Source organism: Pseudorhizobium xiangyangii, from assembly GCF_020531965.1.
GTDB classification, from domain to species: Bacteria; Pseudomonadota; Alphaproteobacteria; order Rhizobiales; family Rhizobiaceae; genus Neorhizobium; species Neorhizobium xiangyangii.
The window spans coordinates 153,958-179,091 of sequence record NZ_JAJAWH010000007.1 but is presented as its reverse complement, the minus strand read 5'-3'; the positions used below and the strand labels follow the sequence as shown (position 1 = coordinate 179,091).

26 protein-coding genes and 1 pseudogene are annotated in these 25,134 nt (G+C 60.2%); 10 read left to right on the top strand and 17 right to left on the bottom strand.

Translation table 11 applies throughout. The annotated features are described in order from the left end of the window. Window positions 1–10: 10 nt before the first annotated feature. From LH464_RS08320 to hemC, 3 genes are all read right to left on the bottom strand, one after another. On the bottom strand, window positions 11–1,297 hold the full coding sequence (locus LH464_RS08320; protein ID WP_226785911.1) for a COG4223 family protein: 1,287 nt from the start codon (window positions 1,295–1,297) through the stop codon (window positions 11–13). Between the two features lie 88 nt (window positions 1,298–1,385). Then, window positions 1,386–2,108, bottom strand: coding sequence for a uroporphyrinogen-III synthase (locus tag LH464_RS08315; protein WP_226785910.1), 723 nt, complete (start codon window positions 2,106–2,108; stop codon window positions 1,386–1,388). A gap of 4 nt (window positions 2,109–2,112) precedes the next feature. Next, complete coding sequence (gene hemC, locus LH464_RS08310; RefSeq protein ID WP_226785909.1) at window positions 2,113–3,042, bottom strand: hydroxymethylbilane synthase; 930 nt, start codon at window positions 3,040–3,042, stop codon at window positions 2,113–2,115. Between the two features lie 72 nt (window positions 3,043–3,114). On the opposite strand from hemC, the gene tsaD reads away from it, so the two are divergent. From tsaD to LH464_RS08285, 5 genes are read left to right on the top strand one after another with little or no spacing between them, the layout of a single operon-like run. Beyond that, window positions 3,115–4,212 carry a tRNA (adenosine(37)-N6)-threonylcarbamoyltransferase complex transferase subunit TsaD gene (tsaD, locus tag LH464_RS08305; protein WP_226785908.1) on the top strand — a complete coding sequence of 366 codons (1,098 nt, stop codon included), beginning with the start codon at window positions 3,115–3,117 and terminating at the stop codon, window positions 4,210–4,212. Continuing rightward, window positions 4,209–5,195: an NAD(P)H-dependent glycerol-3-phosphate dehydrogenase gene (locus tag LH464_RS08300; RefSeq protein ID WP_226785907.1), complete on the top strand. Its 987-nt coding sequence runs from the start codon at window positions 4,209–4,211 to the stop codon at window positions 5,193–5,195. The genes tsaD and LH464_RS08300 overlap by 4 nt, the downstream gene beginning before the upstream one ends. A 19-nt stretch (window positions 5,196–5,214) precedes the next feature. Continuing rightward, window positions 5,215–5,508, top strand: coding sequence for a YciI-like protein (locus tag LH464_RS08295; RefSeq protein ID WP_226785906.1), 294 nt, complete (start codon window positions 5,215–5,217; stop codon window positions 5,506–5,508). A 6-nt stretch (window positions 5,509–5,514) separates the two neighbouring features. Next, a complete protein-coding gene (locus LH464_RS08290) occupies window positions 5,515–5,955 on the top strand; it encodes an EVE domain-containing protein (RefSeq protein ID WP_226785905.1) in 441 nt (146 codons plus the stop codon). Between the two features lie 7 nt (window positions 5,956–5,962). Then, entirely contained in the window at window positions 5,963–6,607 is a 645-nt protein-coding gene (locus tag LH464_RS08285) for a class I SAM-dependent methyltransferase (RefSeq protein ID WP_226785904.1), read from the top strand. Here the strand turns inward: LH464_RS08285 and LH464_RS08280 are convergent. The 10 genes from LH464_RS08280 to LH464_RS08235 form a co-directional block, all read right to left on the bottom strand. Continuing rightward, window positions 6,604–6,966, bottom strand: a complete 363-nt coding sequence (locus LH464_RS08280) for a hypothetical protein (RefSeq protein WP_226785903.1) — start codon at window positions 6,964–6,966, stop codon at window positions 6,604–6,606. The two genes, LH464_RS08285 and LH464_RS08280, sit on opposite strands and share 4 nt — an antisense overlap. 135 nt (window positions 6,967–7,101) lie before the next feature. Then, window positions 7,102–7,857: an amino acid ABC transporter ATP-binding protein gene (locus LH464_RS08275; RefSeq protein ID WP_226785902.1), complete on the bottom strand. Its 756-nt coding sequence runs from the start codon at window positions 7,855–7,857 to the stop codon at window positions 7,102–7,104. Next, window positions 7,854–8,534 carry an amino acid ABC transporter permease gene (locus tag LH464_RS08270; RefSeq protein ID WP_226785901.1) on the bottom strand — a complete coding sequence of 227 codons (681 nt, stop codon included), beginning with the start codon at window positions 8,532–8,534 and terminating at the stop codon, window positions 7,854–7,856. The genes LH464_RS08275 and LH464_RS08270 overlap by 4 nt, the downstream gene beginning before the upstream one ends. A gap of 172 nt (window positions 8,535–8,706) precedes the next feature. After that, entirely contained in the window at window positions 8,707–9,480 is a 774-nt protein-coding gene (locus LH464_RS08265) for an amino acid ABC transporter substrate-binding protein (RefSeq protein ID WP_226785900.1), read from the bottom strand. A gap of 145 nt (window positions 9,481–9,625) precedes the next feature. Next, window positions 9,626–10,024, bottom strand: a complete 399-nt coding sequence (mnhG, locus tag LH464_RS08260; protein WP_226785899.1) for a monovalent cation/H(+) antiporter subunit G — start codon at window positions 10,022–10,024, stop codon at window positions 9,626–9,628. Continuing rightward, on the bottom strand, window positions 10,021–10,302 hold the full coding sequence (locus LH464_RS08255) for a K+/H+ antiporter subunit F (RefSeq protein ID WP_226785898.1): 282 nt from the start codon (window positions 10,300–10,302) through the stop codon (window positions 10,021–10,023). Before LH464_RS08255 ends, mnhG begins: the two co-directional genes overlap by 4 nt. Then, window positions 10,299–10,775 (bottom strand): Na+/H+ antiporter subunit E, encoded by a 477-nt coding sequence (locus tag LH464_RS08250; protein ID WP_226785897.1) that lies wholly within the window; start codon window positions 10,773–10,775, stop codon window positions 10,299–10,301. Before LH464_RS08250 ends, LH464_RS08255 begins: the two co-directional genes overlap by 4 nt. Window positions 10,776–10,778: 3 nt before the next feature. Then, a complete protein-coding gene (locus LH464_RS08245; RefSeq protein ID WP_226785896.1) occupies window positions 10,779–12,407 on the bottom strand; it encodes a monovalent cation/H+ antiporter subunit D in 1,629 nt (542 codons plus the stop codon). Beyond that, window positions 12,404–12,742, bottom strand: coding sequence for a Na+/H+ antiporter subunit C (locus tag LH464_RS08240; RefSeq protein WP_226785895.1), 339 nt, complete (start codon window positions 12,740–12,742; stop codon window positions 12,404–12,406). Before LH464_RS08240 ends, LH464_RS08245 begins: the two co-directional genes overlap by 4 nt. After that, window positions 12,742–15,660, bottom strand: coding sequence for a monovalent cation/H+ antiporter subunit A (locus LH464_RS08235; RefSeq protein WP_226785949.1), 2,919 nt, complete (start codon window positions 15,658–15,660; stop codon window positions 12,742–12,744). Before LH464_RS08235 ends, LH464_RS08240 begins: the two co-directional genes overlap by 1 nt. 164 nt (window positions 15,661–15,824) lie before the next feature. Between LH464_RS08235 and LH464_RS08230 the strand changes: the two genes are divergently transcribed. Both LH464_RS08230 and LH464_RS08225 read left to right on the top strand, forming a co-directional pair. Beyond that, window positions 15,825–16,142 (top strand): helix-turn-helix transcriptional regulator, encoded by a 318-nt coding sequence (locus tag LH464_RS08230; RefSeq protein WP_226785894.1) that lies wholly within the window; start codon window positions 15,825–15,827, stop codon window positions 16,140–16,142. A 544-nt stretch (window positions 16,143–16,686) separates the two neighbouring features. Beyond that, window positions 16,687–17,907 carry a metallochaperone AztD gene (locus LH464_RS08225; protein WP_226785893.1) on the top strand — a complete coding sequence of 407 codons (1,221 nt, stop codon included), beginning with the start codon at window positions 16,687–16,689 and terminating at the stop codon, window positions 17,905–17,907. A 27-nt stretch (window positions 17,908–17,934) separates the two neighbouring features. Here the strand turns inward: LH464_RS08225 and LH464_RS08220 are convergent. From LH464_RS08220 to LH464_RS08205, 4 genes and pseudogenes are all read right to left on the bottom strand, one after another. Further along, window positions 17,935–18,250, bottom strand: a pseudogene (locus tag LH464_RS08220) (alcohol dehydrogenase catalytic domain-containing protein); the annotation flags it as partial. 10 nt (window positions 18,251–18,260) lie between these two features. After that, entirely contained in the window at window positions 18,261–19,640 is a 1,380-nt protein-coding gene (locus LH464_RS08215; RefSeq protein WP_226785892.1) for an aspartate aminotransferase family protein, read from the bottom strand. 27 nt (window positions 19,641–19,667) lie between these two features. Beyond that, complete coding sequence (locus tag LH464_RS08210; protein ID WP_226785891.1) at window positions 19,668–21,164, bottom strand: NAD-dependent succinate-semialdehyde dehydrogenase; 1,497 nt, start codon at window positions 21,162–21,164, stop codon at window positions 19,668–19,670. A gap of 120 nt (window positions 21,165–21,284) precedes the next feature. Beyond that, window positions 21,285–21,776 (bottom strand): Lrp/AsnC family transcriptional regulator, encoded by a 492-nt coding sequence (locus tag LH464_RS08205; RefSeq protein ID WP_226785890.1) that lies wholly within the window; start codon window positions 21,774–21,776, stop codon window positions 21,285–21,287. Window positions 21,777–21,863: 87 nt separating this feature from the next. On the opposite strand from LH464_RS08205, the gene ehuR reads away from it, so the two are divergent. The 3 genes from ehuR to ehuB all read left to right on the top strand — a co-directional run bounded on the left by ehuR (window position 21,864) and on the right by ehuB (window position 25,061). Then, the gene (gene ehuR / locus LH464_RS08200) at window positions 21,864–23,249 is read left to right on the top strand and encodes a MocR-like ectoine utilization transcription factor EhuR (RefSeq protein WP_226785889.1); all 1,386 of its coding nucleotides are present in this window, start codon (window positions 21,864–21,866) and stop codon (window positions 23,247–23,249) included. A gap of 122 nt (window positions 23,250–23,371) precedes the next feature. Beyond that, the gene (gene ehuA, locus LH464_RS08195) at window positions 23,372–24,157 is read left to right on the top strand and encodes an ectoine/hydroxyectoine ABC transporter ATP-binding protein EhuA (RefSeq protein WP_226785888.1); all 786 of its coding nucleotides are present in this window, start codon (window positions 23,372–23,374) and stop codon (window positions 24,155–24,157) included. A 55-nt stretch (window positions 24,158–24,212) separates the two neighbouring features. Beyond that, window positions 24,213–25,061, top strand: coding sequence for an ectoine/hydroxyectoine ABC transporter substrate-binding protein EhuB (gene ehuB / locus LH464_RS08190; RefSeq protein WP_226785887.1), 849 nt, complete (start codon window positions 24,213–24,215; stop codon window positions 25,059–25,061). Window positions 25,062–25,134: the final 73 nt, after the last annotated feature.

Below are 25,134 nucleotides of genomic sequence, written 5' to 3'. Positions count from 1 at the left end.
TCTGTCGTCCTCAGTTCCGGGTTCCGGTTTCGCTCACAGCGCGGGAAAGGCTATCGGCGATCAACGCATCGACGGCGATCCGTGCGTCGAGTGACTGCTTGAAATCAGGAGAGGCAGCTTTTGCCTCCTCCGGTAGTTTTTCCCACTCCGCGCTAGCCGCCTGAAGATCTCCATTCTTCAATGCGCTGTCCATGCGTGCGACGAGTGCGTCAGGCGCATCACCTTCGACATCGCCCGTCCGCCGCACCTTTACGACGGACAAAGCGCTCGACATCAGGCGCTGTGCCACGCTCTGCTCGGGATCCGGCCGGTCGACGGCCTCAAGGATGGCATTGGCAGTCTGGGAAAAACGCTCCGCAAGCTGCGTGCGCGAGGGAACGCCAGTTTCGCTGAAGGGCTGCAACTGAGCCAGGGAAGGGTCGTCCTGCGCCACGGCGGCGAAGGTGTCGAGCTCGGGTGTGAAGGAGTTGCCACGATCAATGGCGGCCTTCAATGCAGCTGCAGCGATGGCGCGGGCGGCTGCCGCGTCCTCGCCAGGCTCGTTCAGTTTAGTTTCAGCGGCATCCAGGCGGGTGCGTAACTGTTCCAGTTGCCCCGTGCTGTCGGCGGTACCGCTTTCCGCAGCGGAGCGCATGGCAGCCAGCTCTTGTTCCATTGTGGACAGCCTTTCGGCCGTGGCGCTGTCCGTACCTTGGGCCAGCGCGGCTTCCAGGGCCTGGAGCCTTGTCTGGAGTTCGGGATCCACCGCAGGCGCCGGTGGCTGATTGATGGCTTCAACTTGTTGCCGAAGGGCAGCAAGTTCGGCGGAGACGTTCGGCGCGCTGGTAGCCGCCGGGAGATATCCGGCATATTGCATGCTGCCCGCAAGGGCGAGCGCGACGATGCCGCCGCAGATGCCTGCAGCAATCAGCGTCGATGTGGCCGCGTCCTTTCGCTCCGGCACCGGTGCGATGGGTGGTGCACCATAGGATTTGGTTTGATCCGGGGCCTGAGCCTGGGCCGGATCCGATGTATCGGATGCAGACGGCTCTTCGACGGCAGCCTCCACGGGCTTGTCGACGGCTGGCTCTGCCAACGTCTCGGTCGCGGGTTTGCGATCGGTCGGCTCTTCAAACGCGATAGGTTTCTCAGGCGCGGAGTTCTCACCCCATGGCGCCTCGCTCGAACCGGATGTTGCGTCGTCGGTGTCGTTACTGCGGACGGGCTCGGCAACCGCTGCCGCTTCCTCCGCCGCAAGGTCTATGGTTACGGGCGTCTTCTGCGACTTTGGGCGGCGGGGTGGTTTTTCCGTGACCATCGAGACCTCGTTCTGCAACTTCACCCTGAAACTAGTAAGAGGGGCCGGTGAAGGGAAGGGGCCAAACGGATTTTGACCTGCGTTGAGACTAAAGGAGCGCGAAGAGACTATCTTCGTCCGGACGCGCCGCCGTGCGTATATTTTGTTGCAAGTGTTCTGGAATCGCCTCTGCTACGTTTGCGCTAAGGCAGAGGATGGAAGCGCCATGAAGCGCCTCTGAACCGCTTTGCGGGAAAGGGAGTTCGAAGAACCGTCGTGCCGTTTCCCGGGAGTAAAGAAGAACTGTGTCGATCGGCGGCTGTGCGAGTGCCGTTCGCAGCGATTGCGGATCAATCGGAAGCGGCCGCATCGTGTAGCTCTCGGCAACGAGAATCGGAACGTTCCGCTCAGCCAGTCCAGCCTCCAGTGCCGGAGAGCGAGGGGTCCCGGCAAGGTAAAGCAGCGGCGCGGCTTTCGTCAGTCGGACCAGTTGCTCACCGAAGATTTCCACCATGCCGGCGCCGGTTCCGTCAGCAACCTGCACGGCACGAAATCCTGCCTCCCGAGCAGCGGCAGCAGTCGCTTCGCCGACCGCGAAGACCGTATCCTCCAAGTGTAGCGACAGGCCATCACCGAGTGATTGCAGGACGCGCACGGCCTCCGCACTGGTGATGGCGAGTGCTGCGCGAGGCTTATGCAGGGCTTCGCGTACGGCCTCCGGATGATGATCGGCGGCCATGAGTGGGAGAAGGACCGGGTCATGGCCGAGGGCTTGCAACCTGCTGGCCGTCCGCCGTCCCGCGTTCTCAGGCCGCGTGACCAGGATTCGCATGCGGCTAAGTCCAGCTTTCGAAGAAGCCCGGGCCCGCAGCCGTGCGGACCGTCTCGCCCGCCCGCCGACCGACCGTTTCGGCTTCATTCCGAGAACCTTCCAGCTCAACGGAATATTCCTGGCGGCCGTCCGGTGTCAGGATCAGGCCTGAAAACCGAAGGTGATCTCCCTCACAAAGCGCATAGCCGGCGATCGGCGTGCGGCACGAGCCGTCGAGCGCGCCGAGGAACGCCCGTTCGCACGTGACGGCATCATATGTCGCGCGGTCGTTGATCGCATCGAGAAGAGTTGCCACGCGTGCATCGTCGATCCGGCTTTCGACGCAGATGGCACCCTGGGCGGGGGCCGGCGGAAAGTCTTTTGGGTCCATCAGGTCGGTGACGACATCGGGCATGGAGAGCCGCTTCAGGCCCGCAAAGGCGAGCAATGTCGCATCGACCTGCCCTTCCTCCAGCTTTCTCAGGCGCGTTTCGACCAGGCCGCGAAAGGTGATGACGTTGATATCCGGCCGAATCCTCTTGATCAGGGCCTGGCGGCGCAAGGAGGAACTCCCGACGGTTGCTCCATCAGGCAGTGCGGCAAGACTATGTGCGGTCCGGCCGATGAAGGCGTCGCGGAAGTCTTCCCGGGGAAGATAGGCCGTCAGCTGCAGGCCAGCCGGAAGACGTGTCGGCATGTCCTTCGACGAATGTACCGCGAAATCGAGGTCGCCCGTAAGAAGCTGCTGCTCCAGTTCTTCCGTAAAGAGGCCCTTGCCGCCAAGCTCCGTAAGAGGCCGATCGGTGATGCGGTCTCCCTTGGTGGAGAGGACGACGATCTCGAACATATCCCCGGGAAGATCGTGAGCTGCCATCAGCCGCGCGCGTGTTTCCGAAGCCTGGGCGAGCGCCAGAGGACTACCGCGCGTGCCGATGCGGAAAGGTTTTGTTTGCATCCGCTTTCGTCCATTGTTAACCGGAAGCCTTCGTAGACGGGTTTGTCACCCCTAGCAATCAACGATCGGCCCATGGCGTCCATTCTCCGCATCCTCGGTATCGAAACAAGCTGCGACGAAACCGCTGCGGCAGTGGTCGTTCGGCATGAAGACGGGCGGGGCGAGATTGTCTCCGACGTCGTTTTGTCGCAGCTTGAAGAACACAGTGCATTTGGCGGCGTGGTGCCTGAGATTGCGGCTCGCGCACACGTGGAGGCGATCGATGGGCTGGTTGAGGAGGCTCTGCAGCGTGCCGAAATTTCTCTCTCGGACATCGATGCCGTGGCGGCCACGTCCGGTCCGGGATTGATCGGTGGCCTGATCGTCGGCCTGATGACCGCCAAGGCTATCGCCCGCGTTGCCGGCAAGCCTCTGTTTGCGATCAATCATCTCGAAGGTCATGCACTCACGGCGCGGCTGACCGATGGGCTCTCCTTTCCCTACCTCATGCTTCTCGTTTCCGGCGGCCATACGCAGCTGATCCTGGTGCGCGGCGTCGGGCTCTACGAGCGGTGGGGAACGACGATCGACGATGCCCTGGGCGAGGCCTTCGACAAGACGGCAAAATTGCTCGGTCTTCCTTATCCCGGGGGGCCGGCGGTCGAGCATGCTGCTCTCCAAGGTAACGCCGACCGGTTCAAGTTGCCGCGACCATTGGTGGGCGAAGCGCGCCTCGACTTTTCATTTTCCGGCTTGAAGACCGCTGTCCGGCAAGCGGCGACCCAGATCGCGCCACTCAGCGAGCAGGATGTGGCGGACATCTGCGCCTCGTTCCAGAAGGCTGTTTCCCGTACGTTGAAGGATCGCATAGGCCGAGGGCTTGCGCGGTTTCGAGAGGAATTCGCCGACCTGGATGTGGATCCGGCGCTGGTCGTGGCTGGTGGCGTCGCTGCGAACCAGGAGATCCGGCGGACCCTGCAGGCGCTTTGCATCGAGCACGGCTTCCGGTTCATTGCGCCGCCCCTGAGGCTTTGTACGGATAATGCGGCGATGATTGCGTGGGCTGGTCTCGAGCGCATGGCGGAAGACCTGCCGCCTGATTCACTCGAGGTTCAGCCCCGTTCCCGCTGGCCCCTGGACAGTAATGCGCAGACAATGCTCGGATCAGGCAAACGAGGAGCAAAAGCATGAGTGTCGGTGAGACCATCGTCGTGATCGGTGCAGGAGCCTTCGGCACCGCGCTCGCCTCCGTCATGGCTCTGCAATCAAGGTCGCCTGTCACCCTAATTGGCCGCAACCCGTCTGTCATGAGCGACCTAAGAGACATGGGGACGCACGACGCAGCGCTGCCGGGCGTGGTGCTGCCGGATGCGCTGCAATTCTCCGCCGAGCCCGATGCAATCTCGGAAGCCAGTATCGTGCTGTTCGCGATGCCATCGCAGGCGCAACTGGATGCTGCGCGGCATTACGGTCCCTATCTCATGCAGGATGCTATCGTTGTCACCTGTGCGAAGGGTATCGATCGAACCTCCGGCGCCCTGCTGACCGAAGTGCTGGAACGCGAACTGGAGGCGCGGCCCGCGGCAGCCTTGAGCGGTCCGGGCTTCGCAGCGGATATCGCACGAGGTTTGCCCACCGCCATGACCATCGCTGCGCGAGACGGTGCCGTGGCGGACCGGCTGGCACATGCTCTGTCGACACCGACATTCCGACTGTATGCCTCGACGGATCCTGTTGGGGTTCAACTGGGCGGAGCGCTCAAGAACGTGCTGGCGATCGCCTGCGGCATCGTCGAAGGCGCCGGTCTTGGAGAATCGGCCCGCGCGGCGCTCATATCGCGCGGCCTCGCCGAGATGTCGCGTCTCGCCGAACAGATGGGCGGACGGGCTGAGACGATGCGAGGTCTTTCCGGTCTGGGAGACCTTGTGTTGACGGGGACGAGCCATCAGTCCCGTAATCTTCGCTACGGTATTGCCCTCGGCAAGCATGGGTTCGACGGCGGCGGAAACGAGCTTGTCGAAGGCGCCTTTGCCGCCGCGCTTGCTGCAGAGCTTGGGAGGAAACATGGCGTCGAGCTACCCCTGACCAATGCCGTTGCCGACATCATTGCTGGCAAGCTTGAAATCCCCGCCGCTGTCGAGCGGCTTATGACCCGCCCCATTACCACTGAATAATTGAACGGAGAGACATTCGATGCTTTTTGCCTTCCTGTGCACCGACAAGCCCGGCCATCTCAATGCCCGAATGGATACGCGACCGGCGCATCTCGACCATCTCAACAAGCTGAACGCCGAAGGCACATTGAAGATGGCTGGTCCGTTCCTGGATGATGAGGGCAAGCCGAACGGCAGCCTGGTGATCGTCGAGGCTGGAGATATGGCTGCAGCCCGTGCGCTCGCGGAAGCCGACCCCTATTATCTGGCTGGTCTATTCGAGAAGGTCGAGGTCAAACCCTACAACTGGGTCTTCAACAAGCCGGAGGCATAAGCGAAAATGGCGTACTGGCTGTACAAGTCCGAGCCATTCAAGTGGTCCTGGGAAATGCAGAAGGCGAAGGGAGAGGCCGGCGAAGAGTGGACCGGGGTTCGTAACTACCAGGCCCGCAACAACATGCGGACCATGAAGATCGGCGACAAAGGCTTTTTCTATCACTCGAACGAAGGCCTAGAGATTGTCGGCATCGTAGAGGTCTGTGCCCTCAGCCACCCGGACTCGACCGCCGATGGCGATGCCCGCTGGGACTGTGTCGACATCCGCGCCGTTTGCGATATGCCGAAGCCGGTGACGTTGAAGGAAATCAAGGCCAATCCGAAGTTCGAGGCGATGTCGCTCGTGACGTCGATGCGGCTTTCCGTGCAGCCGGTCACCGACGAGGAGTATCTGGAGATTTGCCGGATCGGCGGACTGGATAACCCGCCGCGCTCGCCCGAATGAGGCTTGCGTGAAGACCGATCCTCGCGCGTTCATCCTCGCCAACACAGCGCTTCTGTCGCAACCTCATGTTCCCGAGATTCGGCTTTATCTCGCCGATGAGGCGCATGAGTTGTGGCAGAAGACCGAGGATGAGCTTGAAAAGATCGGTCTTCCGCCGCCGTTCTGGGCATTCGCCTGGGCTGGAGGGCAGGGATTGGCGCGCTACATCCTGGACCATCCGGAAACGGTTGCCGGAAAGCGGGTTCTTGATTTCGCGGCAGGTTCGGGTCTGGTCGCCATCGCTGCGAAACTGGCCGGTGCCAGGACAGTGCTGGCCGCCGACATCGATCCCTGGACAGCCCACGCCGTGTCGCTGAACGCCGACGCCAACGGCGTGGCACTGGAGTTCACTGCGGCAGACCTCGTGGGCACCTGCCTGGATGCGGACGTGGTGCTGGCGGGCGATGTCTTCTACGATCGCGGTTTCGCAGAGGCGCTTATCCCCTGGTTCAGCACATTAGCGGACACGGGCAAGGTCGTCCTGGTGGGAGATCCAGGGCGAAGCTATCTACCCAAGGACTTCCTTCAGCCGCTTGGGGTCTACGAGGTACCGGTTACCCGCGCCCTGGAAGACAGCGAGATCAAGAAAACGACGGTGTGGCGTTTCACCTAGTATGCCGACCGGATCACGCAGACGCCGGCCTCGTAAGAGCAAGCACTCGATGGTGACGTGCTGTCGGATCGCATTGCGCTGTCCACATCGATGATCTTTGCCATAGGTGCAACCGGTGGGCTCGTCGAAGTTTCCATGTGGTCGCGGTTCAGCACCCAGACGGAACGGCTGAAAGTGCCGACACCGGCTACGCGCGTGACGGGCGTCGTATAACCGACCGTCGGGCCGAACCTGTGATGGTGCTGATGCCCGAAGCCGCGAGTGGAACTGCTCCAGCCGTCGCCCGCTGATGCAGGTGCGGCCGCAGCCATCATCAGCGTTGCGGCGACAGCTTTCCAAACGACGTGTTTTCCACTCATGTGCGGCTCCGGCTCAAAACGTTAACGAAAGGTTAACATAATTCGCTGGAGGAAGTCGTCACGCTTAGGCCAAATCGAAAACATGGTTAACGCGGCCACGGGAGTATGCCTTCTGCCGCTGAAGATCCCTCGCGGTCACAATGTCTGGGCGGCGTTGATTGACGATACGAAGCGGCGCGTGCGCTCGTGCTTGGGCGCATTGAATATGGCTTCGGCGCTGCCGGATTCCACCACCTCGCCCGCCTCGAGGAAGACGACGTGGTTGGCGATGCGGGAGGCAAGCCGAAGGTCGTGCGTCGCCATCACCATCGTGGTGCCCTCCCGAGCCAGCTTTCCGAGAACCTCTACGACTTCAGCCGAGAGTTCAGGGTCGAGAGCTGAAGTTGGTTCGTCGCAGAGCAGTACCTGAGGCGAAGGGGCAAGTGCCCGTGCAATAGCCACGCGCTGCTGCTGGCCTCCGGACAGTGTTGCAGGCCAGGCGTCCGTCTTGTGCGCCATTCCCACCTTGGTCAGCAGTTCCATAGCGCGCGCTTGCGCCTTTTCGCGGGGCCATTTCAGAACGGTGACAAGCCCTTCCATGACGTTTTCAAGTGCGGTCCGGTGCGGGAACAGCTGGAAGTTCTGGAACACCATACCTGTCTGGCGGCGGATCTTCTGGATCGCCTGCCACGGGACCTTGCGCTCCGGGACGAATTCGATGCGATCGTCGCCGATGCGCACGGCACCGGCGCTTGGCAGTTCCAAAAGGTTGATGCAGCGCAGCAGCGTACTCTTGCCCCCGCCGGAGGGGCCGACCAATGCAGTGACGCTGCCCTCAGGGAAACGAAGGGAGATATTCTTGAGAATGACCGCGTCGCCGAAGCGTTTCTCGATATTGGTGAGCTCGATCATCGGTTCGCCTCCAGCATGCCGCCATAGCGGGCAAAGCGTACCTCGAGGCGGGCTTGCAGAGATGACAGAACCGAACTCATGGCGAGGTAGATCAGCGCCGCCTCGATATACAGGATGAGCGGTTCATAGGTCGTGGCAACGACCCGCTGGGCAGATTGAAAGAGTTCCGGAACGGTGATTGCTGCCGCCAGCGAGGTGTCCTTGACCAGCGAGATGAAGGTGTTCGACAACGGCGGGACCGCCACGCGTGCGGCCTGGGGAAGGATTGTCCGGGTCATTGCCTGGCGCCAGTTCATCCCAATCGAATAGGCGGCCTCCCACTGTCCCTTTGGAACCGAGGCAGTGACGGCGCGAATGATTTCGGACGAATAGGCGCCGACATTGAGCGTGAAACCGATCAGAGCGGCCGGGAAGGCATCGAGCAGGATGCCGATGCTCGGCAGGCCATAGAAGATGACGAAGAGTTGCACGAGCAACGGCGTGCCGCGAATGACCCAGACGTAGAATCGGGCGATCAGAACGAGTGGGGTAGGTCCGAACAGCCGCGTCACTGCCGTCACCAAACCCAGAATCAGGCCTAGTGTGAAGGAGAGTAGCGTCAGCGGTATGGTGAACTTTACCCCTGCCCACAAAAGCGTGGGCAGCGAATCCATCATCAATTGAAGCCAGTGAGGCACGTTGGTTTCTCGCCTGTGAGGTGTAGGGCAGGGGCAAAGTCCCCCTCCGGCCTGCCTGCCATCTCCCCCACAATGGGAGGAGGCCAAAGACGACCGCTAAAATCAATAACAGCGAGCGTGGTACAGGTTAAGCCCCTCCCTTTTGGGGAGGGGCTTTGCGCCAAACTCGAGTTTACTTGGAAACGTCCTGACCGAAGTATTTTTCGGAGATCGCCTGATAGGTGCCGTCAGCCTTGATATCGGCAAGCGCCTTGTTGATTGCCGCTACAAGCTCTGGATCACCCTTGCGGACGATGATGCCCGAATAATCGGCGTCAGGCTTCTCGGCCACAATTTTCACAGGCGCGTCGGCCTTCTGCTTCTTGAAGTCGAGGAAGGAGAGGCTGTCGTTGATCGTGGCATCGGCACGGCCGGTCAAGACCAGCTGGATGGACTGGTCGAAGCCATCCGTTCCCACGAGCTCTGCACCGGCGTCCTGCGCCAGCTTGCCGAAGTTGCTGGTCAGAGATTGTGCCGAGCTCTTGCCCTTCAAGTCTTCGAAGCCTTTGATCTCATCGTTGTTCTCGCGAACGATCAGCACGGCCTTCGATGCGATGTAGGGATCGGAGAAGTCGTACTTCTGCTTGCGTGCTTCCGTGATGCCCACCTGATTGATAACGGCATCGTAGCGGCTCGCATCAAGTCCAGCGATAAGACCATCCCACTTGCCTTCGACGAACTCGGCAGTTACGCCGAGCTTTTCGGCAACCGCCTTGCCGATTTCGACATCGAAGCCGACCAGCTCATTACTTGCATCGTGGAAGGTGAAGGGAGCGTAGGTCCCCTCCGTGCCGATCTTGATGACCCCGGCCGATTTGATCTGGTCGAGGTTCTCGCCCGCGTAAGCAGGCGCCATCGCGATGACCTGAACGATAGCCGCCGCGGCAAAAGTCTTGAACAGGTTCATTATAGTTCCTTTCAGAAGTCGGTGATGACATCTAATTGCCAGAAACTAGGAACGGATGAGCGGTAGAAAACTGCAATTTACTGCATGCGAGGCAAATATTTTGCCATGAATTAGGTGGTTGCCGGTTTTTAGGGCAAAATGCTGCTTATGCGCCTTTCTCATCCGATGCTCTGTCCTGGATGGTGCTCACCACGAGCTCGGCCCTGGTGGGCACGTCGGGGTGGTTCTCGACACGGTCGCGATGGAGAGCCGCACGTGCCAGGAGCATGAAGGTTACCGGGGTGGTGACGGTGATGAAGATACCGATCAGGATTTCATGTGCAACGAGGCGGCCTCCGGCGATGCTGAAGAACAGGATCGAGGCCGTCATGATGCCGCCAGTGCCCCAGCTCGTCGAAAGTGTCGGCGCATGGATGCGCTCGTAGAACGTCGGAAGGCGCAGGAAGCCGATGGCGCCGATCAAGGCGAGGAGCGCGCCGAACAGCAAGAAGAAGGCAATCGCGGCGGCTGCCCAGACCGGTACGTCGGCTGCGGAGTAGATCATTCGATCACCTCCCCTCGCATAAGGAATTTCGCGAGAGAGACGGACGAGACGAAGCCAAGAAGTCCGATGACCAGCGCCGCCTCGAAGTAGACGGTCCGCCCGGTGCCAATGCCGAACGTTACCAGCAACAGCATGGCGTTCACGTAAAGTGCGTCAAGGCCGATGATGCGGTCCTGAGCCCGCGGTCCGTAAAACATGCGCACCGAGGATATGGCCATGGCGATCATGAGTATCACCTGGGCAATGCTGACGGAGGTGAAGATGATGATCGCGCTCATGAGAAGATCTCCAGCAGCAATTTTTCGTAGCGGTTCTTGAGCTGGTCCCGCCACTCGTCCTCGTCGATAAGGTCGAGGACATGGATGAGTACGGAGCGCCGGCGAGAGTCATATTCCAGCCAGGCCGAACCGGGCGTGCTTGTTATGATGACGGCAAAAACGGCAAGTGCCGTCGGATCATCGATATCGAGCGGCAGGTTGATGAACGAGGCGTGGTGCCCCCTCGTGCGGCCGCGCAAAATAACCCAGCTGACCGCCAGGTTTGAACGGATGACGTCCACCATGACGATGGCAAAAAGCTTTGGCAGCAGATACCATTTGCGCAGCTTCGGCTTGTCCGGACGCAACGCCGCCATGCCCCAGGAGGCGAAGACGGCGACGATGCTGCCAAGCAGAAGATGGCCGAGCGTGAAGTCGTTGAGCAGCAGCCACATCACCAGCAGGGCAATAGTGAGAAGTGGATAAGGGAACATTCGTCAATCCCCCTTTGCCGACGGCTGCAGGTCCCGCCACGAGGGCAGCGGCACGGTCTTCTCCACGGCTCCGATATAGGCTTGCGGTCCAGTCACCCCTCGGATGGTTGCTTCCATGAAGGCCAGTGCCGGGCCAGCCTTTACTGTCAGTGCGGCCGTCAGTGCGAGGATCAACATGACGGGAACGATCTCGATGACCAGCACCCGTGGCACGGTTCCCTCAATAGAGCTCCAGAAAGTGCGAATACCAGCGCGGGTCAGGGCAATAAGCGTGGCAAGTCCGCCGAGGATGACCAACGTGACGACGGCGAGTGCCGGAGCTGTGGGGGGGACGCCGATAGAACCGGTGCCGATCAATGCCGACAGCATCGCAAACTTGGCCACGAACCCGGACAGTGGCGGCAGACCGGACAGGAGGATGGCGCAGGCGGCAAAACAAATGCCGAGCACGGCCAGGGTCCCCGGCATGGTGACGCCTTCTCCTTCCTCCGGAATCTCGTCGTCCGCGTCGCCATAAGCCTCCATGGTGACGGCAAGAACCGATGCACCCGCGTCCTGGCCGCGCTCGACCAGCTCGACCAGCATGAAAAACGCGCCGAGCGTGAGGCTGGAGCTAAGAAGATAGAGAAGTCCGCCGGATATAGCCGCGGAATCGTCGAGGCCAATGACGGCCAGCAATGTGCCGGAGGACACGAGCACCGAATAGGCTCCGATGCGACCCAACGCCTGCGATGCCAGGACGCCGATCGTTCCGAACGCCAGCGTTGCCATGCCGCCGTAGAGCAGAACGTCGGACCCGAAGCCGGCAGACGGACCTTCGGAAAACAGGAGCGTTGTCAGACGCAGGATGATGTAGATGCCAACCTTGCTCATCAACGTGAAAATGGCGGCAACGGGGGCAGCCGCCACGCTGTAGGCGCTGGGCAGCCAGAAGCAGAGCGGCCACATGCCGGCCTTGGTCAGGAATGCGACGCCGAGAACGGCGGCCCCTGCCTCCATCAGCATCCGGCGATCGGGCTCGATCGTCGGGATGCGGGCAGCGAGGTCTGCCATGTTGAGGGTGCCCGCGGTGCCATAGATGAGACTGACGCCGATCAGGAACAGCAGCGCCGCAGCCAGGTTGACGGCGATATAGTGCATCCCTGCCTTCACACGCAGCGGGCCTGAGCCGTGCAGGAGAAGGCCATAGGACGCCGCCAGCATCACTTCGAAGAAGACGAAAAGGTTGAACAGGTCCCCGGTGAGGAACGCTCCGTTCAAGCCCATCAGGAGAAACTGGTAGAGGCTGTGGAAGTGTGCCCCGGCGGAATGCCAGCGTGCTAGTGAGAAGGCGAGGACCGGAACGGCCATGATCGCCGTCAAGGCAACCATGAGTGCGGACAGCTTGTCGATTACCAGCACGATGCCGAAGGGTGATGCCCAGTTCCCCAGGAGATAGACCCCGTCGAAGCTGTTTTCGCTGGCGACAATGCCGATGAGCAGCAGAGCGACAGCGGCCAGCGCGACAGTACCGGTAAGGCTGACCAACGCCTTCAGGACGCGCTGTCGGTCAGCAATGAAAAGCAGCACCGCTCCCGTAATCAACGGGATAAGGATGGGCAGGACAATCAGGTGGTGTGAAAGCTCGATCATCGGCGATCGCTCCTTCCGTCCACGTGGTCGCTGCCGGTGAGGCCCCGGGAAGCCAGGAGAACGACGAGGAACAGGGCTGTCGTGGCGAACCCGATCACAATGGCCGTCAGGACAAGCGCCTGAGGAACGGGATCGGTGAGTGTCTCGATCGCCACGCCGTCGACAAGAAGAGGCGGCTCATCCGATTTCAACCCGCCGACTCCGAAGATGAAGAGGTTCACGGCATAGGAAAGGAGAGAAAGCCCTATGATCACCTGATAGGTGCGCGGGCGCAGGATCAGCCATACGCCGCAGCTGGTCATGATACCGATGGCAATTGCGAGAACGAGTTCCATCAGCTGGGCTCCTCTCTTGATTCATCGATCGCGCGTATCCGGTTGATACGGACCGACTGGTGTGCCAGTGCGACGAGGATGAGCACTGTCGAGCCCACGACGAGAAGGAACACGCCGAGATCGAACAACATTGCGCTGGCGGCCGGTACTTTTCCAATCAAGGGCAGGTCCAGATAGCGCGAATGCGATGTGAGGAAGGGGTAGCCAAGCAACCAGGAGCCAATTCCCGTTGCCGCTGCGACCAGAAGTCCAGACCCCATCCAATGCAGCGGCAGGATGCGGATGCGCTCCTCCGCCCAGCGGGTGCCGCCCGCAAGATATTGCAGCAGGAAGGCTATCGACATTGTCAGGCCGGCGGAGAAGCCGCCACCCGGCAGATCGTGTCCACGGATGAAAATGTAGATTGCCAGCGTGATGACGACCGGGAAGAGCCACTGCATGATCACTGACGGCACGAGCAGGTAGTCGCGTACGGTATCGCCGACATCGCGATCCGGCTGCTGTTCATCAAATACTGACTGAGCCCGTTGCTGCTCAGGCGGCGCCATGCTGTCGGAGGCCGGACGGAAGCGGCGCAGCAGGGCATAGACCGTGAGTGCCACAATGCCGAGAACGGTAATCTCTCCGAGCGTATCGAAGCCACGGAAATCGACGAGGATGACGTTGACGACGTTGCGCCCACCACCCTGCGTATAGGCGTTCTCCAGCAAGAAATTGGCGATCGCGTCGGGGACCCTCATGGTCATCACGGCGTAGGCTATGAAAGCCATGCCGACCCCGCAGATCGATGCCAGAAGGAAGTCCCGGAAACGTCTGAAGCGGGCGCGGAATGTCAGCTCGTCCTTGAGTGTGTTCGCCCTCTTGGGGAGCCAACGCAAGCCAAGCAGAATCAGCACGGTGGTGACGATCTCCACCAGCAATTGCGTTACGGCCAGATCGGGGGCGGAGAGCCAGACAAAAGTCGTGCATACGATCAGTCCGACGCCCCCAAGCATCACAAGGGCCGCAAGACGATGATACTTAGCAAGGTAGGCGGTTCCGATGGCCAGGCACCCTCCGACGATCCACATCCCGAGGAATGGGGCATCCACGCCGGAAGGGGCAATCATGCGCGGCTGGAAACCAGACAAATACAGGGGCAGGAGCGCGGCCATGAACCCGATAAAGGTCACCCATCTCAGCTGTGGCTGCAGATTCCTGGTTCCGAGCCGTCCTTCAAGGCTTCTTGCCCAACGCCAGGAAAGTGTGACGAGGACGCGCTCGAAGATACGTTGACCACGCAGGTGGCGGAACCACGGAGGCCCGTCATCGCATCGCGAGAAGTAATCCCGGAATACGACGTAGATCGCGATGCCCATTGAGAGGGCAAGCAGGCTCATCATCAGCGGGATATTGAAGCCGTGCCAGATCGAGAGGCTGTACTCCGGCGTGGATTCACCCAGTACGCTGAAAGCTGCGACCTCAAGGAAAGGCCCAATGGTGAAATTCGGAACGATACCGACGACAAGGCAGGCGACAACCAGAAACTCGATTGGAAAGCGCATCCAGTGTGGTGGTTCGTGCGGCTTGGGATTTGGGAGATCGACCGGTGGCGGGCCGAAGAAGACCGTATGAATGAAGCGAAGGGAATAGGCGACGCTGAAGGCACTTGCGATGACGGCAAGATAGGGCAGCGCAGTGTCAAGCCACGAATCCGCATGGGTTTCGACGGCCTCGGCAAAGAACATTTCCTTGGAGAGGAAGCCGTTCAGAAGAGGTACGCCGGCCATCGCGGCGCTGGCGATCATGGCCAGCCGCCCGGTGATCGGAAGATATCGTAAGAGTCCGCTCAAGCGCCGCATGTCGCGGGTGCCGGTCTCATGGTCGATAATGCCTGCGGCCATGAAGAGCGACGCCTTGAATGTGGCGTGGTTCATCATGTGGAATATGGCGGCAACTGTCGCGACAGGACTGCCAAGGCTGAGAAGAGTCGTGATGAGCCCAAGATGGCTTATCGTGGAATAGGCCAGCAAGCCTTTCAGGTCTTGCTGGAACATCGCGAAATAGGCGCCGAGGACAAGGGTGGTGATGCCGGCAAGCCCGACAAGTATGAACCACTCGTACGTACCGGAAAGAGCCGGGGAAAGGCGCACAAGCAAAAATACGCCGGCCTTCACCATGGTCGCCGAGTGCAGGTAGGCGGAAACGGGGGTCGGTGCCGCCATGGCGTTCGGCAGCCAGAAATGAAACGGGAACTGCGCGCTCTTGGTGAAGGCACCAAGGAGGATGAGGACAAGGCTTGTGAGGTAAAGCGGATCAGCCTTGATCTGGTCACCGGCGGCGAGGATGGCGTCGAGATCGTAGCTGCCGACGATGTTTCCAAGGATCAACAGGCCGACGAGCAGGCAGAAACCGCCGGTCGCGGTGACGGTCAGCGCCATGCGCGCGCCGTCGCGGGCTGCCGGGTTCTGGTGCCAGTAGCTGATCAGCAGGAAGGACGAGAGGCTTGTGAGTTCCCAGAAAACCGCGAGCAGGATGACATTGCCGGAGACGACAATGCCGAGCATCGAACCCATGAACGCGAGCAGGAAGGAGAAGAACCGGGGGACGGGATCGTCCTCGGACATATAGTAACGGGCATAAAGGACAACCATGAGCCCGATGATCGCCACCAGCATGGCAAACATCCACGCGAACCCGTCCATTCGCAGCGTGAGGTTGACCCCAAGCTGTGGCAGCCATTCGGCTTCGAAGCGAACGACACCGCCATTTCTTACGAAAGGATAGAGAGCTGCTGTGGCAATCGCGACTGTTGCCGCGATAAAGCCGGCTACCGACGCGGGCAAAAGCCTCGAATTCGTCCTGAGCAAGAGTGCAATGAGGATGCTTCCGACAAAAGGAAGTGCCATCACCAGTATGAGAAGAGCCGACTGCGTGATTACCCCAACCTTATAATCTCCTGGCCGCCAGTGACCGCAGAACCTTGATTCGCATCTGCAGTACGCAGCTACGGGTCCCGAAGTATAGCTTTTCCGCCTTGCGACACCATATTTGAATTTCCCCCAAAATGGGGTATATTCGCCAATATGGTGGGTTAGGTGGCATGGGTCAAGAAGTTTTGGACGCAAATCTGACGCCGTCATTATGTCGCGCGGCGCGCGGCCTGCTCAACTGGACGCAGGAGCAATTGGCTGAGCGCTCGGAAGTCTCTCGCAGTACGATTCGAGACTATGAGGGATGCCGGCATCAGCTGCACCGATCGACGGCAACGCAAATACGCCGGGCTTTCGAGGAGGGCGGCGTCGTGTTTACCCTGGTTCCAGGTTACGGGCCGGGCGTTTGTTGCAAATCCGATGGAGACGTTACCGGCGACGACGCTGAGGAGCAGATGCGGGCTTCTGGTGCCAGCGCAGATGATTGACGGCTGCTCCAGAGCCCCGGCGCTTGTCGTTTTAGTCGAAAATATGGGAACGAGACGTCAACTTTATAGTTTTGATCGCAAATCAGATATTTGCAGTGAGCGGCATGAATAGCGAATTCAAAGCAGGCAGTGACAAACCGTACTATCGCCATATTGGCAATGCCGAGGTCAGGCGGCACCTTCAATCTCTGTCCGTATTTCACTTATTGCAGGATACAGGCTCCTTCCAGCATCTCCTGGAGAAGCTCTCTCTCGCAGAGGCGAGCGCCAGCAAAGAACGCTGAGTTCTTCGTGCGTTCGGCCGAGCGTGATCGTTCACGGTTGGCATTATCCGTTCAACGACTTCCCCGAAGCAAGATCACCTTCCGGCGCAGCAGGCGCTTGCGCCTAGTTTTGCTCGCGCTCGGATGAGGCGTTTGACCATCGCCAATATAGAGCCGCATTTTTCCCCTGCTCGACCTCGTCGAGGGAGGCACAAAATAGCTGGACAGACCAAAGTCTGCCCTCTAGATGTAATGCTATTACATTACAGGAGGAGTCTTTTATGAATCGAACCCTTTCCCGTTTTCTTTTTTCGGTGGCCATTCCGCTCGGCGTCGTAACAACAGCCCAGGCAAATGATGTGGAGGCGTGGCGACTGTTCGTCGGTGATCAGCAGGCCGCCAAGCTGACCGCGATCAATGGGGTAACCGGTGAGCAATTGGCAGAGTTTCCGCTGAAGGGCTACGCCACGCATCTCGTTCCCAGTGAAAGCGGCCAGACCGTGTTCGCGGTCCAGATGGATGGCAACGCGGTGGATGTCATAAAGACTGGTGTCAGCCTCGGTGACCACGGTGAGCATCGGGATATCGAACTCGAGGATCCGGCATTGTTGCCGGTGCGCATGGAAGGCAAGCGGCCGGTCCACGCGGTTCCTCATGGTGGGGAGATCTTGCAGTTCTTCGATCTGGAGGGCGAAGCCCGCGTCGTCCGGGAGAACGAACTTCTTGAAGGTAAAACGGACTATGAGCGGGTCAAGACAACAGCTCCGCATCACGGGATCGTTGTGCCGCTCGGATCGTACATGCTTATGTCCGAGCCAAATATGACGGTCGATACGAAACCTGATGAACTACCGCCGCGACTTGGCCTCAAGGTTACGGATGCCCAAGGCCAGCAGGTCGGCGATATCGCCCCCTGCACCGGTCTCCATGGGGAGGCAAGTTCGATCGGCGTGGTCGCCTTCGGGTGCGAGGAAGGGGTTCTGGTTGCAAGCGGTGACGGCTCCAAGCCGCCTGAAGTAAAGATGCTGCAATACGGTCAGGACATGCCGGAAGGGAAAGTCGGCACGCTGCTCGGCGGCAAGGCCATGCAATTCTTCCTTGGCAATTACGGAGAGGACAAGGTCGTCGTGATCGATCCCTCAGCAGAAGAGGCCTTCCGTCTGGTCCAATTGCCAGGACGGCGGGTCGACTTTGCGCTCGATTCAAAACGTGTGACGACGGCCTATGTTTTCACTGAAGACGGCAAGCTCCACACCCTCGACGTCCTCACGGGTAAACTCAGCCGGTCGCAGCAAATCACGCAACCCTACAGCAAGGATGGACATTGGCGCGATCCACGTCCGCGGCTGGCCGTCATGGGCGATGAGATCGCAGTGACAGATCCCCGCGAGCAACTGGTTCGCATCCTTGATGCGAAAACGCTGCAGGAAGCTCGCAGTTTCCCTGTAAAAGGCATGCCGTTCAACATAGTGGCAATCGGTGGATCGGGCGTCCGTCACTGATTTTGCCTAATAGGAACGGGGGAGGCAATCTCCGATCCGGCCGGCATCCACACCGTCGCCGACAGCGACGATGTGGCCTGCCGTGTCCGTGCCCTGTATGGGCGGGAAGCTGAGCGTATGCCCTGCCACCGCCATGTGGAGACGGCGCCGGGATCATCCTCGGTGCCGTAGGCACCTTCGCGAACCCAGACGTCGGTGTTGTTCATTCCACAGGCCTTACACGGATGAGGACTTCCCCGGCGGTCGGCCATGGTACAGCAACATCCTGACGATGGACGAGCTTGTCGAGGCCGCCGTGACCGGTGAGAAGCACGGCTACCATCGTTTCGGGTGCGGAATGCATCGCGCCTCTTTCAGAGTTTGGTAAAGACGCTGTCGATGGCCTCTGCCGCCGCCTTCACGACGGTATCTGCCTCCTCGCGTGTCAGGCACAGCGGCGGTGCAAAGCCGAGAATATCACCCTGCGGCATTGCCCGACCGATGACGCCTCGTTCCAGGAGTGCCGCGGAGACCTGAGGGCCGATCTTCAGCGACGGATCGAAGAACTTGCGATCGTCCCTGTCTTCCACGAATTCGATAGCTGCCATCATGCCGTCGCCGCGAACCTCGCCGACATGTCGGTGCTCACCGAGGGCCTTGGCGAGTTCGCTGCGGAAATATGCTCCGGTCTCGCCAGCATTGCGGACGAGGTCGAGCTTATCGATCAGTTCGAGGTTGGCGACGCCTGCCGCGGCGCAGATTGGATGGGCCGAGTATGTCCAGCCATGGCCCAGTGCCCCCATTTGATCGGACCCCTGCACCAACACCTGCCAGACCTTCTCCGAGACGATAGTGCCGGAAAGCGGCGCATAGGCCGACGTCAGGCCCTTGGCGATGGTTATGAGGTCGGGCTTCATGCCGTAGTGATCTGAGCCGAACATGGTGCCCAGTCGGCCAAAACCCGTAACGACCTCGTCGGCCACAAGCAGGATGTCGTACTTCTGGAGAACAGCCTGGATCTTCTGCCAGTAGCCCTGCGGCGGAGGAACGATGCCGCCGGTGCCGAGGATCGGTTCGCCGATGAAAGCCGCGATCGTGTCCGGGCCTTCAGACAGGATCATCTCCTCCAGCTTGTCGGCACAATATTGCGAGAACTGTTCTTCGCTCATGGATCGGTCAGGGCGGCGGAAATAATAGGGCGCTTCCGTGTGAAGGATTGGTGCACGTGGCAAGTCGAAGGCGTTGTGGAAGAGCGCAAGGCCAGTCAGCGAACCGGTCATCACACCCGAGCCGTGATAGCCGCGCCAGCGCGAGATGATCTTCTTTTTCCCGGGCCTGCCCAGAATGTTGTTGTAGTACCAGATGAGCTTGATGTTCGTCTCGTTGGCGTCCGATCCGGAGAGCCCGAAATAGACGCGGCTCATGCCTTCCGGCGCACGATCTATGATCATCTTGGAGAGCGTGATGGACGCCTCCGAGCCATGCCCGACATAGGCATGATAGTAGGCGAGATCCTTCGCCTGTTTGGCGATTGCTTCGGCAATCTCCGTGCGTCCGTAGCCGACGTTGACGCAGTACAGGCCGGCAAAGGCATCGAGGCTGGTGCGACCGTCCCGGTCGGTGATGTAGACTCCTTCGCCGGTTTTGATCACGCGCGTGGGTGTTTCTCCACGGGCATGCGAACCCATGTGGGTGGACGGATGGAAGAAGTGGTCCCGGTCCCAGGCGGTGAGTTCGTTGTTTCTGTCGAGCATGGGGGAATTCCTTGATGTTGCGGCCGCTCAGGCGGCGGTGTCGATGCAAAGATATTTGAGTTCGGTGAAGGCCTCGAGACCGTGCCGGGAGCCCTCTCGTCCAACGCCGGACTGTTTCCAGCCGCCGAAAGGAACAGGGCCGCCGGTGATCTTGACCCGGTTGATAGCCACCATGCCGTATTCGAGGTTGCGACCGAGACGCATCTGACGAGCGCCGTTTGCGGTCACCACGTAGGCGACGAGGCCGTATTCGGTGTCGTTTGCGCGAGCGACGACTTCCTCTTCGGTATCGAAAGCCGTCACGGCAGCAACGGGTCCGAAGGTTTCCTTACGCATGATGGCTGCATCGTCGGGCACATCGACCAGAAGCGTCGGCTCGAAGAATAGCGAGCCGGCATGATGCCGCCCGCCGCCGGCGGAGAGCTTTGCGCCTCGGTCGATTGCGTCCTTCACCTGAGCTTCCACCTTCTGGACGGCGCGCTCGTGCATGAGCGGCCCGATATCCACATCGCCGCCGAGACCCTGGCCCACTTCAAGCGCAGCGATGCGCTTTGCAAATGCCTGGGTAAAGGCCTTCAAGATTGGCCGCTGCACGTAGATGCGGTTGGCTGCGAGACAGTCCTGCCCTGACGTTGCGAATTTGGCGGCAATGGCAATGTCGGCGGCTCGTTCGACATCGGCATCGTCGAAAATGATCAGCGGCGCATGTCCGCCAAGTTCCATCACCAGTCGCTTCATGGTCGGCGCACATTGCTCGGCGATCAGCCGGCCGATTTCCGTGGAACCGGTAAAGCTCAAGGCTCGAACCCTCGGCTCCTCGCAAAGCCTGCCGACAATCGTTGCAGCATCACCGGTGACCACGTTGAAGACGCCGGGCGGCATTCCGGCACGTTCTGCCAGTTCGGCGAGCGCCAAGGCGGATAACGGCGTTTCGGACGAGGGGTGGGCGACTACGGTGCAGCCTGCGGCGATCGCTGCCGCGACCTTCCGCGTGACCATCGCGCAAGGAAAGTTCCACGGCGTGACGACGCCGACGACACCGAGGGGTTCGCGCCGCACGACCATCTCCGTATCCGGCAGATGGCTGGTGACGCTTTCTGCGTTGAGGCGTTTTCCCTCCTCCGCATACCATTCGAGGAACGACGCGGCGTAGTCGATCTCACCACGCGACTCCGCCAGCGGCTTGCCCTGTTCCAGCGTCATGAGGAGAGCGAGATCTTCTTTTGCAGCCAGCATGAGGCGATACCACTCCCGCAGGATGACAGAGCGCTCCTGCGGGAGCATCCTGCGCCACCGTGGAAAGGCGGATGCCGCCGCATCAACCGCAGCGCCTGTTTCCTCGCCATCGAGGCTTGCGACCCAGGCGAGGGTGGCAGACGATGCCGGGTCCGTGACCTGGAAGCTGTGGCCACCTTTGCTGGATGTCCAGCGGCCGTTCACATAGGCGAGATCGCGCAGCAACTGGCGATCCGAGAGCTGAGTCAGAGCCTCATGATAGTCAAGGCGAGCAAAAACGGCAGTCATGGCCAGCTCCTCGTTTGAGTAAGCTGGATTATCCCGCGCCTGCCGAGGAGAGATTGTCCAATTCCCGCGGAGAGCCTAGAGAGATTGTCTAAAATGCCCGCGCTTAGGCACCGAGATGGTCTATGAAATCGCACCAGTTTCCGGAGCGAATATGGTCGCGATAGGCAGATCCGTCTCCTTGACGGTCTTCGTCACGATGTAGGTAAAATAGCGCTCGATGCCGAGTTCCCGATCGAGAAGCCCGTCGATGAGCCGCTGATAGGCGTCGATATCGGTTGCTACGACCTTCAGGATATAATCGACACCGCCGCCGACCGACCAGCAGCAGGTGATCTCTGGAATGGCCGCGACGGCGCGCTCGAAACGCTCAAAATCGGTCTGTCGGTGGTTGGAAAGCGTGATCTCCACCATGGCGCTGGCAACAGGTGCGATGCGTCGCGGCGAAACGCGGGCATGGTAACTTGTGATGATGCCCGCCTTCTCCAGTTTCCTGAGGCGCAACCAGCACGGCGTAGGCGATAGCCCTACCTTTTCCGCCAGCGCCAGTTTGGTAATGCGGCCATCGTTCTGGACAGCTTCCAGAATGCGCAAGTCGATGGCGTCAAGTTTCATGGGAAATTCCATTCACTGCTGTTGAGGATGACAATGGGAAGTCATTTTCTCATTGTCAATTGAACTGATTTCTCGCAGATTTGAATCATGACAAATTGGCGTCCAGATCCCACCCAACTCAGCCGTCCGGCCTATCTCTCTTTGGCGGAGCAGATCGCTCGCGCCATTCAGGATGGCAGGCTGTTGCACGGCGCAAAACTGCCGACCCACAGGAAAATGGCAGAGGATCTGGTCATTTCCGTCCAGACCGTAAGTCGGGCCTATGATGAGTTGATCCGTCGCGGGCTGATTTCCGGGGAGATCGGGCGTGGAACGTTTGTGCAAACCCAGCGCCAGGAACTGGAGCCGCCTTACTTGCCCGAGCGCCTGGGCGAGGTCATCGACCTTTCCATTCTCAAGCCGGTGTGCGACCACATCCATCTGGAGAGGATGCGCCAGGCTTTCGAATGGCTCGGCGAGAACCTGCCGTCGAGTTCGGCCCTGTCCTTCCGGCCAAACGTGGTCTTTCCCCGCCATCGCGCCGTTGCTACCGAATGGCTTTCCCTGTGTGGCCTACAGGTATCTCCGCTCAACGTGAATGTCACGAACGGGGCTACATCCGGCATGACCGTGGCCTTGATGAGCGTTGCTCCGCCCGGCGCGATTGTCGCGGCGGAAGCGGTCAGTCACCACACACTGGTGCCGCTTTCAACCTATCTGGGCATCCATCTGGAGGGCTTGGCGGTCGATGACGAGGGAATGATCCCCGAGGCGTTGGACGAGGCCTGCCGAAGAAGTCCCATCCGTGCGGTCTTCCTCCAGCCTTCGGTCATCAATCCGCGTGCGACGCTGATGAGCAGTGGGCGCCGTGAAGCCTTGGCCGAGGTCGCGGCCCGGCATGACATCGCCATCATCGAGAACGACATTCTCGGGCCGCTGGTGACGGACCGGCCTCCACCCATTGCAGCCTATGCGCCGGAACGCACGCTCTACGTCACCAGTTTTACCAAAATCACGGTACCCGGTCTGCGGATCGGTTACCTCGTGGCGCCGGATCGCTACGTCGCGGCGGTAGCGAACCGGCATCTGGTCTTGAATTGGATGGCAACCCCTGCGATGGCGGAAATCGCGACCCGCTGGGTCAGCGACGGAACGGCGATGGAGCTGGTGGAGTGGCAGCGCCGCGCGCTCCTGGCTCGCCATGAGATTGCTCAGACCACCCTTGCGGGATTGCGCTACTACACCCATCGGCAGGGCCTGCATGTCTGGCTGCCGCTTTCGGGAGCGCACACGGAAGAGGGTTTTGTCTCCCAAGCGAGATTGCACGGCGTGGCAATCGCGCCGGGGACATCGTTCCGTACTGCCGGCCAGGGCTGGGCGCCCGCTGTCCGCATTTCACTGGGCTCGACCTCTGAAGCGGATCTGAGGACCGGTCTAGGCGTTGTGGCATCGCTGGCGCTTGGGGACCCGGAAGCACTCTTGCTTGCGATTTGAAGTAAACGCTCAGCAATTGAGCACACTCATAAATATTGTCATGATATTATTTTCCGAATTGACATGATTTTGTGAGGCCTCCATCGTAGGCGCAGTGCTTGTCTCAACAGGGAGAGACATGAATGCCGCAGCCTATCATCCGGATCGACAACATCGTGAAGAGGTACGGCCCGCTGACCGTACTGGACGGTCTGTCGATGGACGTGATGCCAGGGGAGAAGCTTGCGCTCATCGGCCCGTCGGGCTCTGGTAAAACGACGATCCTGCGGATCCTGATGACGCTGGAAACGATCAGCGGCGGTCATATCCAGATCGACGGCGATCAGCTCTATCACATGAAAAAAGGTGCGGATCTTGTTGCCGCCGATGAGGCTCATCTCCGTCGGATGCGCAGCAAAATCGGCATGGTCTTCCAGCACTTCAATCTCTTTCCCCACAAGTGCGTCCTCGACAACGTCACTCTTGCGCCGATGCTCACCCAGGGCGTCAAGCGCGGCGACGCCGAGAAACGAGCAATGGAATTGCTCGACATGGTCGGCATGGCCGACAAGGCAAGGAGTGTCCCGGCGCAGCTTTCCGGAGGGCAGAAGCAGCGGGCGGCGATTGCTCGTGCCCTGGCTCTTTCACCCAAGATCATGCTGTTCGACGAAGTGACGTCCGCACTGGATCCGGAACTAGTGGAGGAGGTGCTGAACGTCATGAAACACCTCGCTGCCGAAACGGACATGACGATGCTGCTGGTGACCCATGAGATGGGGTTCGCCCACGACTTTGCCGACCGCGTGCTGTTTTTCGATCGTGGCAAGATCGTCGAGCAAGGCAAGCCGGAAGAGATCTTCAGAAACCCGAAGCAGGAGCGCACGCAAACCTTCCTGCGCAAGATCATAGCGGCGGGGCACCGCGTCTGACCGCGTTCACGGCCGACACTGCCTGAAACAGAAAAACTCATAAGGAGTAGGGAACATGCGAATGAAAGTGTTGATGACCGCCGTCAGTCTCTCGGCGCTCTTTTCTGTCGCTGCCGGGACGCATGCAATGGCTGATGACGGCAAGCTGGAAGAGCTCAAGGAACAGGGTTTTGTCCGCATCGCGATCGCCAACGAGCCGCCCTTCACGGCGGTAGGTGCGGACGGCAAAGTATCGGGTGCCGCTCCAGACGTTGCCCGGGTCATTTTCGAACGCATGGGTGTCAAGGAAGTCGTGGCATCCATCTCTGAATACGGTGCGATGATCCCCGGGCTGCAGGCCGGTCGTCACGATGCAATTACCGCGGGCCTGTTCATGAAGCCGGAACGGTGCAATGCGGTGGCCTATTCGGAGCCCGTGCTTTGCGACGCCGAGGCCTTCGCGGTCAAAAAGGGTAATCCGCTGAAGTTCGCGAGCTACAAGGACATCGCCGACAATCCGGACGCCAAGATCGGTGCTCCAGGCGGTGGAACCGAGGAAAAGCTGGCGCTTGAGGCTGGTGTTCCGCGTGATCGCGTGATCGTCGTTCCGGACGGCCAGAGCGGCATCAAGATGCTGCAGGACGGCCGCATCGACGTCTACTCGCTGCCGGTGCTGTCGATCCACGACCTTGTCAAGAAGGCGAACGATACGAACCTCGAGGTCGTCGCGCCGGTACAGGGTGCACCGGTCTATTGCGATGGCGCCGCCTTCCACAAGGATGACGTAGCCCTTCGCGACGCGTTCGACGTCGAACTGAAGAAGCTCAAGGAATCCGGTGAGTTTGCAAAGCTCATCGAACCCTACGGCTTCTCCGCCGCCGCCGCCATATCGACCAGCCGCGACAAGCAGTGCGCTGCGCAGTGAGTGTCAGTTGAAGTCCCTCGGGGCCGGGCAAGGATGCCTGGCCTCGATTGGAGGCTCGCCTCCCTCACCGCAA